Origin of the sequence: Bacillus sp. JKS001846, assembly GCF_900176455.1 — a bacterium.
Lineage (GTDB): Bacteria > Bacillota > Bacilli > Bacillales > Bacillaceae_G > Bacillus_A > Bacillus_A cereus.
Map to the genome: position 1 here is coordinate 3,555,063 of NZ_FWYG01000001.1, position 14,708 is coordinate 3,569,770.

The following is a 14,708-nucleotide window of genomic DNA, read 5'->3' on the forward strand; positions in this document are numbered from 1 at the left end:
GATAAATTTCTACTAACCTTTTAATTCTGACATCCCTCCTCTTATTCATACAAATTTTTATGCTAAAAATGTCTAATTATAATTATTCGATTACATATGAAAAATCCCTTTAAACAGAAACGAATTCATCGTCATACGTTATAAAGGGATTGCTAGAATCTATATTTACTGCTGTATTAAATTTTTCTCTATACAAAAATGATACAGTTCTTCAACATCTTTCACTATGTAGGTCGCACTAACTTCAGTCAGTTCTTTTTCACAGCCATAGCCATATAAAACACCAATTGAAGCAATTCCATTCTGATTTGCACCTATTATATCGTGCTTTCTATCACCAATCATTATCATTTCTTCTTTATTTAGTTCTTCATGTGTTTGTAAAATATGAGCAATTATTTCTTCTTTTTTTATTCTCGTACCATCTAAATTACTTCCAATGATGTCTTCGAAATAATTCGTTAATTGAAAATGCTCTATAACTTGTTTCGCAAATACAGTGGGCTTTGAAGTTGCTACGAATATGCGATTCCCTGAACTTTTTAATTGTTGCAAGAGCTTCAGAATCCCCTCTTATACATTATTTTCAAACAATCCACGCTGCTTTAAATACTCACGGAAGTAAAAAACAGCACGTTCAACCTCTCCTTCACTCATATTATATCTCTCTATGAATGATTGCTGAATAGGAGGACCTATAAATGAATCTAACTCACTTATATGTACTTCTTCAATTCCTACTTTTTTTAATGCATATAAAACCGAGTTTACAATCCCTTCTTTCGGATCAGTTAAAGTTCCATCTAAATCAAATAGAAATGTTTTATACATGCTTCATTCCTCCACTTAATTTGCTGTATAAATAAGTGCTAACATCTCTTCCACTTCTCCCTATTATACTATTATTATCTATTTTTTCGAAAAATCAATTTCCCTATGTCACATACTTTCAGTTACAAAATACGATAGATATGATACAGTAAAAAAGTTACAATTATTTTAATAGAAACTGGTGAAACAAATGTCAATTACGTTAATTTTTATAATGGCTTTCACAATTGTGATCCACGCAGTTGAAACAAGCTCTTATAGTATTCGATTAGCTGGAGTACGTTTAAAGAAGATTGCGGTTGCCTTGTCTGTTGTAGGAATGGTGTTACTTATTTCAAGAACATCAAACTTACTACAAGCCTTTTTAATCGGTGGTATTGTCGATGAAGCAAAACTAGATTCTTCTATTAATTTAGAGCATATTATACGACTCGTACTATTATCGGCTTCTATCGGTACTTTAATCGCGATCATTCTTTATCCAACTTTGACAAAATTATTTGGATATGTCATTCAAAACTTTGAAACAGACGGTTCTTTCATTCGAATGATGAAAACGAATAACATTCAAAAATTAAAGTACACAAAAAAATATGTCCGTTTTCCAAAGTTAGAAATGATTCATAGACTGCGTATCGGTGGTATTCCAAAGCGTATTATGCTTATTAACATGTTTGCTACTGCTATTTATACAGCAGGGGTACTTTCAGCCCTTTACGCTTCTTTTTTAAATCCAGATTATGCAACAAATGCAAGTACAGCTTCTGGCCTTGTAAATGGTTTCGCCACTATTTTATTAACTGTATTACTCGATCCACGCATTGCTCTTTTAACAGAACGTGCTCTACAATCAGAAAGCGGTGCTGAATCTATGAGTAAAATGTATGGTTGGCTAATGATTTCTAGACTTCTCGGCACATTATTAGCACAACTGCTATTTGTACCAGGTGCTTACTGGATTTTATGGATTATTGAACTGATGCATTAATTTACTAGAAAGGTGAATTTATCAATGAAGATCAAAACAGAGAAAGATATAATTCGCTTAATAGAAAACGACGAATGGATGATGAATGTATTACAAATGGCAAAATCACTAGAGCTACCTGATTGGTGGATTTGTGCCGGATTTGTTCGTTCTAAAATTTGGGATACTTTACATGACTATGAAGCTAAAACGGCTATGCCTGATGTTGATGTGATTTATTATGATAGTCTACATCAAGATGAGATATACGAACAATCATTAGAAACGAAATTAATGAATATTGATGCTACTATCCCTTGGTCTGTAAAAAATCAAGCTCGTATGCATGTAGTGAATAATATGCCACCATATTCTTCTTCTGTTAATGCTATTTCTAAATTCCCTGAAACAGCAACGGCTTTAGGAGTTACACTTGATGAACTAAACAACGTTATCTTAACAGCCCCATGTGGTATTGAAGATGTCCTTTCCTTACAAGTGAAACCAACAGCTCATTTTCTTGAATCGAAAGAACGATTACATATGTACAAAAACAGAGTTATAAAAAAGAATTGGCAAAGTAAGTGGCCTAACATCACAATCACATATCCAGAAATTTAGAAAGGGTGCCTCTCATTTATAGAAGCACCCTTTTCTTCATTTCAAAAAATGTATGACTGTTTCTGCAAATCTATCTGCTTCCTCATAATGAGGTGAATGACCGCTCTCTTCAAATACGATATACTTGCCGTTTCGGGCATCTTTATTAAATGTTTTAATTTGTTCTTCACACGTTACTACATCATATTTTCCTACTATTAATAACATTAGATTTTGTACATCTTTTATTTTTGATAATAATGATGTATGACATGCTCCCTCTAATTTTAATCTATCAAAGTGAATTTTGGAGCGATTTGAAAATATTTCCCACTCTTCATCACTGTATAAACTCTCATCTGTCCTATTTTCCTTATTATTGTAAATCTCCATTCTTTTTTCTTCTAATTCAGCGCTTAGTCTTATATAAGCTTCTAACAACTCTTCTGAACTAGCATCGCTAGATGAATAAGCAAAGCATTCTTTTGCTATTTCTTCTTTTCCATACTTTTTTAATAAATGTCCTGTCTTTTGTAACAAAGCCCTACTTGTTAATGCAAAATTAAAAGTTGGTCCTTCAAATATTATTTTCTCTATTGAACTTGGATATATCGACGCATAAAGCAATGCTACATATCCACCGAAAGAGTGTCCAATTATAGACCACTTCTCAATTTGTAATACTTTTTTTAATTCCTCACAGTCTTCAATCAAATCATTTAATCCAAAAGCTTCGTCTTCAGTTATTTCTTCTGAGCGACAAACACCTCTTTGATCTATTATAATTACATATAGAGAATCTTTTAAACGTTCCGCTTGATGAAATGAAAAATCATAACAACTTTCTCCTGGTCCACCATGCAAGTATAAGACTGGCTTATTTTTAGGATTTCCATGTGTTTCAACGTATAGCTTTTTCCCTCTAATATTCATGTATTTCCCTGCTTCTATCAAATTTTCCTTTATAATCACCACCCCCTTTTTTTACTGAATATTATAACATTTAATATTAAATAATTCCTATTACATTTAAGAAGACGATAATTATTGCAAGTGGTGCTACAAATCGAAGTAAAAATGCCCAACAAGTAAATACTTTCTTTCCATAATTTCCACCTACAAAAAACTCTGCTTCTAGTACCTTCTTCTCCATTTTGAATGAAACGAAAATACTAATAAATAGTGCTCCAAGTGGCATTAATATATTACTAGATAAAAAGTCTACTGCATCAAAAATATTCTTTCCGAAAATCGTAATATCACTCCATACTCCAAATGATAACGCTGATGGTATACCTACCAAGAAAATGCCGAAACCGATCATCCATGATAATTTCGTTCTCTTTTCTTGTTCACCATTTGCTAATGCTGAAACAACAGTTTCTAGTAGAGAAAATGCTGATGTTAATGTCGCAAATGTAAATAGTGCAAGAAATACTGTTAAGAAAAATCCACCGAATGGGATTTGACTAAATACAGATGGTAATACGATAAATAGTAATCCAGGTCCTTCTGTTGGCTCCATTCCTAATGAAAATACGGCTGGAAAAATAGCAAGACCTGCAAATAATGAAACAAATAAATTTAATCCAACAATTGTTATTGCTGATTTTGGTAAACTTTCTTTTTTATTTAAATAGGAACTATACGTAACCATAATTGAAATCCCGATACTAATTGCAAAGAATGATTGCCCCATTGCGAACAAAATACTTTCCGAAGTAATCTTTGAGAAATCTGGTTGTAAGAAAAACTTCACACCTTTCATTGCATCATCAAGTGTTAACGAACGAATAATAAGAGCGACAAATAAAACGAACAATGCTGGCAACATATATTTACTTGCTTTTTCAATTCCGTTTTGTACACCCTTTGATACAACCCATATCGTAATGAACATAAAAGCGAAATGTCCCATAATAGCCCAAACAGGATTCCCAATTGTTTCAGTAAATAATGTACCGTAATTTTGTCCTGGAGTAATCAGTTGTCCAGTTATTCCTCTGAATAAATAAATTAATACCCATCCACCTACAACACTATAAAACGAAAGTAGTATAAAACAAGTTCCAACACCAAGGCGTCCAATCCAATGCCATCCCGTATTTGGTGCGATGCTTTTAAATGCTCCAACTGCTTGTTTCTGCGTACTGCGTCCAATCATAAATTCAGCTATAAGTAGCGGTAGTCCAATTAAAACAGTAAATAATATAAATATTAAAAAGAACGCTCCTCCCCCACTCTTCCCAGCGATATAAGGGAACTTCCATATCGCACCAAGTCCAATTGCTGATCCGGCTGCCGCCATTATAAAACCTAATTTCGAAGTCCATTGCTCCGTCTGTTTCATCTCATTTTCCTCCTAATTAAATCTTTTTATATAAATAAATAAATTTTATAAACCTATTCAAATAAACCCTCCATTTCTTCTTCCATATAATAAAAAAATGGCCTAGCATCTCTATATAAAGAGACGCTAAGCCATTTACTTAACGCGGTACCACCCTTATTGATTCCATTATGAATCCACCTTAGTAGTAATCGTTTGATTACAAACCTAATATCGAAGGTTAACCGTTAAGATTTACTAAGAATGTAATTCCGTTCCACCTTACTGCTCCTAGGCGAGTTCAGGATGTTATTTGACTATGTCACACCAACCCATAGCTCTCTGTACAAATACATGACCTTACTACTCCTATTCAACACATTTTAATATTTAGAATATATTTTCTTTTGAAATTAATATGAAGTATATCTGTTATATTTGTAACTGTCAAGGGTATATTGATTTTTTTGTCGAAATGGTTCATATTTCAACTGACTTTTACTAAGCTTATTAGAAAAAGAAAGAGTCTATATTTTCACCTTTTCAAACGAACTATAAAAAAAGAATCTTCGCGATAATCGCGAAGATTCTTTTTACGGTATGAGACGAGTACAATCTCTCGGAAAAGCACTCGCCTCTCGTACATTTGTTAATTCTAAAAGTTTATATACAACCCTTTCTAACCCAATTCCGAAACCTCCATGTGGTGGACAACCATATCGAAATGTATTTAAATAAGATTGAAATTTATCTGGGTGTAATCCTTTTTCTTTAAACGAAGCGAGTAACATTTCATAATTATGAATTCGCTGTGCCCCTGACGTTATTTCTAATCCTTTATATAATAAGTCGAATGAATCAGTAATAGCTGGATTCTCTTTATTCGGCATCGTATACATCGGTCTCGCTTTTTTCGGATAATGCGTAATGAAAACAAATTCACTATTATATATTTCCTTCACATATTTCCCTAGTAACTTTTCACCTTCTGTATCTAAATCCCCTACAGGAGATTCTTTACGATACTTACTTTTCAAAATTTCTTGTGCTTCTAACAATGTAATTTTAGGTATTTCAGTAATAACAGGTACTTCTATTTGTAATAGTTGTAGTTCTATTTCACATTTTTTCGCTACTTGTTGAAACATATATCGTAAAACATCCGTTTCTAGTTGCATCACTTCATAAAAATCATGAATAAAACCAAGCTCTACGTCTAACGATATATATTCATTCAAATGACGGGAAGAATTATGATGTTCCGCTCTATATACAGGTGCAATTTCAAAAACTCGTTCTAACCCACCTGCCACCATCATTTGCTTATAGAACTGTGGTGATTGTGCTAAATAAGCTTCTTTTTGGAAGTATGGAAGCTTAAAAACATTTGCTCCTCCTTCTGCCCCTTGCGAAACAATTTTCGGCGTAAAGATCCGTGTGAAATCGTTCTCTATAAGAAATTCACTAAAGCTTTGAACGAGTGTAGATTTCACTTTAAAAATCGCTGCGGTTCGCTCATGCCTTAATGATATTACTCGCTCATTAAGTAGTTGATCTAAGCCAACTTGTAACTTCTTTTTATTTATTTCAAATGGAAGTGGCTCTGCACTGTTTATTACTTTCACTTCATGAGCAAGTACTTCAACACCCAATTCTGTTTTCGATGTCTCGACTATTTCACCAATTACGTGGACGACACTTTCTACATCAACTTTATATCCAGCCAATTCATTTTCTAATACACATTGAATTACTCCTGTTCTGTCCCGTAATAATAAAAAACTAACATTTCCAAGATGTCGAATCTTTTTTACCCATCCTTGAAGTAATACAACCTTTCCACTTTGCTTTTTACATTCTTTTGTGAGTGAACGCTTCATTATTGAATCCATTATTTTTCCCTCCAGTAATTTTATATTTATTTACGTTATTGTTGTCATCGTCATCATCCACGGTCACTCACCCCCTTTCAAAGAATACAAAAATCCGCCCCTATAAATAGGGACGGATTTTTTTCCGCGGTACCACCCAAATTGTCATACTGACCATCTTAGCCCTGATAACGGTAGGTACCGTTTGCTTTTACTAATAATCACGTTCAAAGCAACACTCACAGGTGTCTTTCCATCATGCGGTATCGCAACCTTTCCAGCAACTGGCTGCTCTCTGTAGACCTTTGCACCATGTACTTTTCCTGATCATCACTTTTTATATTTACAGAGTATTCTAACTCCTTATCTTATAAAACGCAAGCTTTTTTTGAAACATTCTGGTTTTATAACTCCTAACTTCTTCTAAAGTGTGAAAAGTTAATTTTGTAATACATATTCTTATGTATTACATCCAAAATTACACCTTTAATATTTTCCAATTTTTACATAAAAACTAATTCATTTACGCATATTAATAAAAATTTTAAAGCGAGGTGTGTATATGCAAAAAGCAATTAGTTTCTTTCTCCTTTTGTTTTGCTTAATTGTAGTAAACGAAACGTATGCCTATTCACCAAAATCTTTACCAATCTCTCAAAACTCTGATCAATGGCAAGTGAATATTGATAAACCGAAAAAAACAAACAAGAATATGCTTCAAGCTAAAAAAGATGAATTTCAAACATATCATTTTTCAGTAAAGAATGTCGGGAATAGTGAAGTATATAATGTAAACGTCGAAGTATTCCGCAACGAACCAAATAAGAAAACGAAATATGAACTCTTTTCCCTAAAGGAAAGTCGTTTGGCAAGTGGAAAAACTGGATTTGAACACGCTAATTTACCCGTTGCTACAAAAGCAGATGAAGTTGATGTTATTATTACATGGCAAGAACACCCATTCCGATCGATGCGAAATGGTCAAAAAGTTGAATCTAGAAAATTTAAAGAGCATTTTGTTTTTAAAGAAGCTAAAAAGTAAATGGGATACGGATATATTCACACTATCATTGATATAGCTTTATTTACTAGTACCAGTTCTTAAGCAAATTAAAAAGTCGTGGCTTATAAATGCCACGACTTTTTATATTAATTCGTACTAATGCCTCTCGCTGCCCAAATGCGATCGATATCAGCAGCATGTTGTCCGCCATATAAAAGAGCATCCGCTTGCTTAATCGCTTTCGCTCCATCACTGAATTTAGAGTTTGGTGTTAATGACCAGTGTGATTGTAAAATGATTTTTGTTGCTACATCACGGCCAAAAGCTTGTGCCATTTCGTATTGGCCTTGAGCCCAAATTTCACCATCATCATGCACTTCATTCGTTATATCTTTCGGATATACTTTATTCGTATCTAATCGGCGTAAGCATGTTGGATCTGAACTAGAATAAGCTGTCGCATCCCATTCTCCAACACATGCTTTACCATATCCAGTAGTCGATACTGCATCTTCATATGTAGCACCTAAGAAGTCGCCAAATCCTTCTCCCATCGCTCCACCTTCTGCTGAACTACCAAAGCCAGGAACTTGGTTATCTTGAATCGAATGCCCATACTCATGTGCGATAATACCAGCATCTTCTGCATCATCAACACCGCCAGTACCGAAAGTTAAAGCTTTTGTTGATGGAGAATAGAATGAGTTATCATCAGTTGTACCATTAACATTCACTTTTATCGAACGGTTATTAATATTTTTAAAACCTAGACTTTGAATGTAACGTTGCAATGTGTCGATATGATAGTACGACATAACATCTTCAAAGCTATCATTTGCGCGTGTATAGTTAAATTGTAAATTCGTAGATTTTGTTTTCGCTTTTGAAGAAATCGTTACATATTCTCCAATTAAAAATCCTGTTCCATCTAAACCTTTTAACGTAACAGTTTTCAGTTGGTTCGTTAGAGCTGTTGAATCTGCATCGTTATTATCTTTTAAGCCTACTTTACTACCGCTAGATACGACTGGGTTAGGTAAAAATACTTTTCCTGACCCTTCAGCTTTTCGGTTTATATCAACCTTTTTAATTAACTTTCCATTTTCTGCATCAATAAATGTTTCCCATGCACCAAATGGATTATTAGAATGGACTACAACTTTATATACTGGACGAGCAATTCCTTCTTCAACAATATATCCGAACTCTTTATCTGTAGGAGCCCATAAATTTTGCTCACTTGCTTCTCCAACATACGCCATTGATTTTTGTATTGCATCTTTTTCACTAATTTTTGTCGTTACTTCCTTCACACCTGTAACAGGCTGATAATCAGAAACAGCGAGTACTCCCTTTCCCTCTCCGTTAAGCGTAACTGTTATTTGTTTTGAAAATACAGGTGCACCATTAACAACTTGTTGGAACCTAACATATGAAGCTACTGATGTTTCTGTTGTAGAAATATATTGCAAGTCTGAAAGATCTGTTTTCAATCCATACTGCGCAGCATTTTCTTTTAAATATTCAGTTGCTTTTTTCTGTGGCGAATAAGCTTCTAACTTTACTTGCTGTTGTTTTTCCAATGCCGAAACCGTAGAAATCGTCCCCATTACTAACGGCACGGTCATTGCCATTGCCACCATTTTTTTATTAAACATAGAACCACTCCCCCTAATAAAGTAGCTCAACCTTATCCCATTACCACTAGGCAATCATTCCCCGCAAAACGGATGGATAAAAATTGAATCTACGAGTAATTCTCTATGAACACTTCTATTACCTTTCCATTTAGGGTAAGTGAAATTTTCTCAATATTTATGTGTAAAGTGAACACAATACTTTAGAAAGAAATTTCTAAATCCATTCCTTATCCCTAAAGCTTTTCATATTACTGTTTAAAAAAATAGACTATTTTTTACCTAACGGTAGGTTGAAAAAATCACTTGTAAGTGATACGATTTAAATAACCTTTTTTTAGGAGGATCTATATGAGTAAAAGTGAAGAAACACTCTCTTCAATAATGGAAGCAAGTTATCGCCTTTTTGCTACGTACGGTATTGTTAAAACAACTTATACGATGATTGGTGAGGAGGTTGGTATCGCAAAACCATCTATATATTACTACTTTAAGTCTAAAGATGCTTTAATTGAATGTATTTTTACTGAATTATGTAAAGCTATGCAGTTCTCTTCTTATTTCCATACAGAAGAGTTTACAAAATCAAATTTTATTGAAAAATGTATTGCAATTGGCCTTAAAATAATTGATGAACAGCGAAACGACCCTTATTTTAACCGAGTGTTACAAGAATATGTATTACTATCTTCAAGAAACAAGATGTACAAAGATCGATTACTAACTGTGCAAACAGAATACTTACATGGATTTGAAGTACTCCTTATAAAAGCAAATGAACTTCAATTAATTGAAAATAAAAATCTAGTTTCAAAAGCTCATATGTTAGCATTAGTGCTTGATAATATCGGAAATTTTATGATGATTGATGCAAAGATAGATTATAAACAAATTTGGATTGAAGCTGTAAATAACATTTTTGAAAGAAGGGGTTGAAGTCAATACAAAAAAACGCATTATCGGCTTAGATTTTGCTAGAGCTTGGGCGATGTTTGGTATGCTACTTGTTAATTTCATGGTGATAACAGGTGCAGAAGGAAATGGTCCCCCTTTTTTAATAACCTTCATGTCACTATTTGAAGGTAGAGCCTCTGCTTTGTTTGTTATACTTGCTGGCATCGGTATAACTTTAATGACTAGGTCAGCCGTTGCTAGCAATGAACAAATAAAAATTTCTAATAGCCGAAAGACCATATGGAAACGATCACTTTTCTTATTTATTTTAGGATTACTACTATATGTAATGGAGTGGACTGGGGATATATTACACTACTATGGTGTTTACCTTTTCGTTGCTGCATTACTCATGACAGTACGCAAAAAACTATTACTTTTTCTTTCTATCATTATTTTATTGTTCGCACAATCTCTTCAGCTTACTTTCAATACTTTCGAGGGTTGGGTAGGTCCAACTCCATTTATAAATTATGTAGACTTCTGGACAATAAAGGGTTTTCTTCGCAACTTATTCTTTAATGGCTATCACCCTATTTTCCCTTGGTTCTCGTTCTTCTTAATCGGTATGTTAATTGGCAGGTTAGATCTTCATAATAAAAAAATAAAAAAAAGATTACTCTTACTCGGTATTACAATCACAATATTGACAGAACTTTTATCAAAAGGACTTACACACTTTTTTATTCCATACATCGGCAGAGAGACCGCCACATTTTTATTTAATACAGGACCCATCTTACCAAATGTATTATATATTTTATCTGCTACAGGATCCTCTATTGCTATATTAATCATTTGCCTCTATATCGCTGAAAAATATAGAAATAATTGGTTTGTCACTTCCATTGTGCAAACAGGACAATTAACATTAACTCATTATGTCAGTCATGTATTTATCGGTATTGGGACATTAATTCTATTAAATAGAATGGAAAATCAATCACTACTATTCGTTTTATTATTTGCTACTGCATTTTTCATTTTCAGCATTTTAATTAGTGTGTTATGGAGAAAGAAATTTTCTAGAGGTCCTATCGAATGGATTATGAGGAAATTAGCCGGATAAATTTCCATCATACAAAAAGGAAGTTGGAATTATTCCAACTTCCTTTTCCTTTAATGAGCCGCGCTTAATTTAATTCGAACTTTCGTTTCACCTAAAGAAAGTTCATCGTCTTCGTTCGTTAAGTGACCAAATGTAAATTGTTTAACGAGTAAGTTTTCTTCCAATAAATCTTTATGGTTCGTTAACGTTCGCTGTAGCTCTACTTCTGTATCAAGAATAACATCGACTCGTAAATTAACTGGTAAATTCAACTGTTTACGATATTCTTGAACCGCACGAATGAATTCACGCGCTACTCCTTCTTGCAACAATTCTTCCGTTACATTCGTATCTAACATAACTGTATATTGTCCGTTAGTCGTATTAGAGAATCCTGATTTTGCAACTTTCTCAACTAACACATCTTCAGCAGTTACGACTACTTCTTCTCCTGGTGTTGCTTCGTAAACTGCTCTTCCTGTTGATACAAAGTTTTGTACTTCTTCTTGTGATAATTGTTTTAGCCAACCATTCACTGCATTCACATTTTTACCGAATTTCGGCCCCGCTGTTTTAAAATTAAGCTTCAATTGATATGATGTGTATTTTGTTTCATCGAGTTCAACATGGAATGCTTTTACATTTAACTCATCCATAACGATATCACGATAAGATTCCCAATCCATATCATTCTCGTTATGCTCAAGTAATACAAGTTCTGCTAGCGGCTGTTTTACTTTTAAAGAATGCTGATTACGGTTACTTCTTCCAAGTTCAACAACTTGTAAAACAGCATCCATTTCCGCTTCTAATTTCGGTTGAAGTAGTGATTCATTTACAACTGGATAATCAGCTAAATGAACGCTGCTTCCTTCTAAATTTAGATGAATGTCTTCCGCGACAAACGGTGTAAATGGTGCAATTAATTTACTAATTGTTACAAGCACTTCATGAAGTGTCTCATACGCAGCTGCTTTCTCAGCGTTCATACCAGATTCCCAGAAACGATTACGTGAGCGTCTTACATACCAGTTACTCACTTCATCTACAAGTGCTGCAATTTCACGAGCTGCATTCGTAAATTGATAATCATCAAGTGCAGTTCTCACTTTTTTCGTTGTACTATGCAATCTTGATAATACCCATTCGTCTAATTTCGTAAGCTTTACATCATACGTTTCTTTCGGATTATACTCATCTAAATTTGCATATAAAACGTAGAAGCTATACACATTGACTAATGTATCTACAAATTTAGATTTCGCTTCCAGTACTGTTCTTTCAGAAAAACGCTTCGCATTCCACGGGGCACTATCAACAAGTAAAGCCCATCTTAGCGCATCTGCACCAAATTTATCTACTAAATCAACTGGATCTAGTGCATTTCCTTTGCTTTTAGACATTTTCTGCCCTTCTTCATCTAAAACATGCCCTAGTGATAACACTCGTTTATACGGTACTTTTCCTGTATATAGTGCTGATACTGCTAATAAACTATAAAACCAGCCGCGTGTTTGATCAATTCCTTCTGCAATAACATCCGCTGGAAACTGCTCTTCAAATAACTCTTTATTTTCAAATGGGTAATGATATTGTGCAAATGGCATAGAACCACTATCAAACCAAACATCAATCACTTCTGGTGTACGATTCATTGTGCCTCCGCATTTCCCGCAGCACACTTGTACTTCATCTACATACGGCTTATGCAATTCCAAATCTTCTGGTGTTTCTTTCGTACTATACTTTCTTAATTCGGCAATGCTCTTCGGTGCGAACTGATGATTGCAACTTTCACATTCCCACACGTTTAATGGTGTTCCCCAATATCTATTTCGGCTAATATTCCAATCCACCATATTTTCTAAAAACTTACCAAAACGTCCATGTTTCATATGATCCGGATACCAAGTAACAGAATCATTATTTTGTAAAAATGTATCTTTAATTGCAGTTGTTCGGATTAACCAACTTTCTCCTGCATAATAAAGTAGTGGTGAATCACAACGCCAGCAATGCGGATAGCTATGTTCATATTTTTCTTTATGATACAGTAAACCTTCCTTCGCTAAATAACGAACGATATCCACGTCACAATCTTTTACAAATTTCCCTTTCAAAAATGGTACTGCTTCTGTATACTCACCTTTTTCATCTACAACGTGCAAAAATGACAATCCTTCACTTTGAACAACTCTATAATCGTCCTCTCCATATGCTGGAGCAATATGAACAAGTCCTGTACCACTATCTCCCGTTACAAAATCTGCTGCAATAACGCGGTAACCATTTGTAACTTCTTTCATCGGAAATGGCGCTGTATAAGATGTGTTTAATAATTCTTCGCCTTTATGAACAGATAATACTTCATAGTTCTCTTTTAATACTTCTTGTACACGTTCTTTCGCAACAATGTATACATGACTTTCTTGTTTTGCTTTAACGTATTCCATATTTGGATGGACAGCAAGCGCAACGTTTGCTGGAAGTGTCCAAGGTGTTGTGGTCCAACCTAAAAAATACTCATTTTCACTATCTTTCACTTTAAACTTCACAGTTGCACTTAAATCTTTTACTGTTTTATACCCTTGTGCAACCTCATGTGAGCTCAATGAGGTTTGGCAGCTTGGGCAGTATGGTGAAACTCTATGTCCTTTATATAACAATCCCTTTTCATGGATTGTCCCCAAAATATGCCATACACTTTCGATATATGGATTCCTTAAAGTTACATATGGATCATCCATATCTACCCAATAACCGATGCTTTCAGTGAATTCACGCCACTGCTTTTCATATGTGAAAACACTCTCTTTACACTTTTGAATAAATGGTTCAATGCCATATTCTTCGATCTCATGTTTACCAGAAATACCAAGTTGCTTCTCAACACCTAGTTCTACAGGTAAACCGTGTGTATCCCATCCTGCTTTTCTTACTACTTTATAACCAGCCATCGTTTTATATCTTGCTACTAAATCTTTAATTGCCCGACCAAGTGCATGGCCGACGTGTGGTAAACCGTTCGCCGTTGGTGGTCCTTCATAAAACACAAACGATTGCGCGCCTTCTCGATTCTGAATTGATTGTTCAAAAATGCTTTGTTCGTTCCACTGCTTACGAATACGTGTTTCTCTCCCTACAGCTGACTCTTTTACATCTACTTTCTTCATCTACAATCACTCCTTTGAATGTTTTAAAAGCACACAAAAAACCCGCCCCTATGAAGTAGGGACGGGTTTACCCGCGTTACCACCCTAATTCTATTAGCTTTTTCACTAATAGCGCTTAGCAACGTACTATCATACGTGTTCTTTGTAACGGTAGACATCCGTCCGGGCTTACTCACTTTCAGCCTCGGCTCCTCGGAGATGATTTTCAAATAACTTCTGCCCACCGGCTTTCAGCAATATACCGGCTCTCTGGAGAACAGTTCACTATTTTACTCTTTCTCGTCTTCAGATTTGT

The 14,708-nt window shown here is 34.5% G+C and carries 10 protein-coding genes, 1 pseudogene and 3 other annotated features; of the genes and pseudogenes, 5 read left to right on the top strand and 6 right to left on the bottom strand.

What is annotated here, in order from left to right; translation table 11 throughout:
• Positions 1-165 precede the first annotated feature (165 nt).
• A pseudogene (locus tag B9A45_RS18965) lies at positions 166-831 on the bottom strand (HAD family hydrolase).
• A 190-nt stretch (positions 832-1,021) separates the two neighbouring features.
• On the opposite strand from B9A45_RS18965, the gene B9A45_RS18970 reads away from it, so the two are divergent.
• A complete protein-coding gene (locus B9A45_RS18970; RefSeq protein WP_000028915.1) occupies positions 1,022-1,819 on the top strand; it encodes a lipid II flippase Amj family protein in 798 nt (265 codons plus the stop codon).
• A 24-nt stretch (positions 1,820-1,843) separates the two neighbouring features.
• On the top strand, positions 1,844-2,419 hold the full coding sequence (locus tag B9A45_RS18975) for a nucleotidyltransferase family protein (RefSeq protein WP_000695357.1): 576 nt from the start codon (positions 1,844-1,846) through the stop codon (positions 2,417-2,419).
• Positions 2,420-2,455: 36 nt separating this feature from the next.
• Here B9A45_RS18975 and B9A45_RS18980 read toward each other — a convergent pair whose 3' ends face one another.
• The 3 genes from B9A45_RS18980 to aspS all read right to left on the bottom strand — a co-directional run bounded on the left by B9A45_RS18980 (position 2,456) and on the right by aspS (position 6,619).
• A complete protein-coding gene (locus B9A45_RS18980) occupies positions 2,456-3,331 on the bottom strand; it encodes an alpha/beta fold hydrolase (protein ID WP_084065606.1) in 876 nt (291 codons plus the stop codon).
• A 76-nt stretch (positions 3,332-3,407) separates the two neighbouring features.
• On the bottom strand, positions 3,408-4,748 hold the full coding sequence (locus tag B9A45_RS18985; protein ID WP_084064535.1) for a sodium-dependent transporter: 1,341 nt from the start codon (positions 4,746-4,748) through the stop codon (positions 3,408-3,410).
• A gap of 116 nt (positions 4,749-4,864) precedes the next feature.
• Positions 4,865-5,113 (bottom strand) — a binding site (T-box leader).
• 207 nt (positions 5,114-5,320) lie between these two features.
• Positions 5,321-6,619, bottom strand: a complete 1,299-nt coding sequence (gene aspS, locus B9A45_RS18990) for an aspartate--tRNA(Asn) ligase (RefSeq protein ID WP_000377332.1) — start codon at positions 6,617-6,619, stop codon at positions 5,321-5,323.
• Positions 6,620-6,724: 105 nt separating this feature from the next.
• Positions 6,725-6,938: a binding site (T-box leader), on the bottom strand.
• 222 nt (positions 6,939-7,160) lie between these two features.
• Here aspS and B9A45_RS18995 point away from each other — a divergent pair.
• Entirely contained in the window at positions 7,161-7,640 is a 480-nt protein-coding gene (locus tag B9A45_RS18995) for a hypothetical protein (protein ID WP_001167912.1), read from the top strand.
• 107 nt (positions 7,641-7,747) lie between these two features.
• On the opposite strand, the gene B9A45_RS19000 is transcribed toward B9A45_RS18995, so the two are convergent.
• Positions 7,748-9,259 carry a M36 family metallopeptidase gene (locus tag B9A45_RS19000; RefSeq protein ID WP_000482274.1) on the bottom strand — a complete coding sequence of 504 codons (1,512 nt, stop codon included), beginning with the start codon at positions 9,257-9,259 and terminating at the stop codon, positions 7,748-7,750.
• 330 nt (positions 9,260-9,589) lie between these two features.
• Here B9A45_RS19000 and B9A45_RS19005 point away from each other — a divergent pair, with 330 nt between their 5' ends.
• Positions 9,590-10,174 (top strand): TetR/AcrR family transcriptional regulator, encoded by a 585-nt coding sequence (locus B9A45_RS19005; RefSeq protein WP_000045222.1) that lies wholly within the window; start codon positions 9,590-9,592, stop codon positions 10,172-10,174.
• A complete protein-coding gene (locus B9A45_RS19010; protein WP_074628745.1) occupies positions 10,158-11,261 on the top strand; it encodes a DUF418 domain-containing protein in 1,104 nt (367 codons plus the stop codon). Before B9A45_RS19005 ends, B9A45_RS19010 begins: the two co-directional genes overlap by 17 nt.
• Before the next feature lie 50 nt (positions 11,262-11,311).
• On the opposite strand, the gene ileS is transcribed toward B9A45_RS19010, so the two are convergent.
• Positions 11,312-14,413 (bottom strand): isoleucine--tRNA ligase, encoded by a 3,102-nt coding sequence (gene ileS, locus B9A45_RS19020; RefSeq protein WP_053512299.1) that lies wholly within the window; start codon positions 14,411-14,413, stop codon positions 11,312-11,314.
• A 54-nt stretch (positions 14,414-14,467) separates the two neighbouring features.
• Positions 14,468-14,708, bottom strand: a binding site (T-box leader).

Bases quoted from the DNA above. Each gene is read 5' to 3' on its own strand.
- B9A45_RS18970 (WP_000028915.1), top strand. From the start codon at position 1,022: ATGTCAATTACGTTAATTTTTATAATGGCTTTCACAATTGTGATCCAC.
- B9A45_RS18975 (WP_000695357.1), top strand. From the start codon at position 1,844: ATGAAGATCAAAACAGAGAAAGATATAATTCGCTTAATAGAAAACGAC.
- B9A45_RS18980 (WP_084065606.1), bottom strand. From the start codon at position 3,331: ATGAATATTAGAGGGAAAAAGCTATACGTTGAAACACATGGAAATCCT.
- B9A45_RS18985 (WP_084064535.1), bottom strand. From the start codon at position 4,748: ATGAAACAGACGGAGCAATGGACTTCGAAATTAGGTTTTATAATGGCG.
- aspS (WP_000377332.1), bottom strand. From the start codon at position 6,619: ATGGATTCAATAATGAAGCGTTCACTCACAAAAGAATGTAAAAAGCAA.
- B9A45_RS18995 (WP_001167912.1), top strand. From the start codon at position 7,161: ATGCAAAAAGCAATTAGTTTCTTTCTCCTTTTGTTTTGCTTAATTGTA.
- B9A45_RS19000 (WP_000482274.1), bottom strand. From the start codon at position 9,259: ATGTTTAATAAAAAAATGGTGGCAATGGCAATGACCGTGCCGTTAGTA.
- B9A45_RS19005 (WP_000045222.1), top strand. From the start codon at position 9,590: ATGAGTAAAAGTGAAGAAACACTCTCTTCAATAATGGAAGCAAGTTAT.
- ileS (WP_053512299.1), bottom strand. From the start codon at position 14,413: ATGAAGAAAGTAGATGTAAAAGAGTCAGCTGTAGGGAGAGAAACACGT.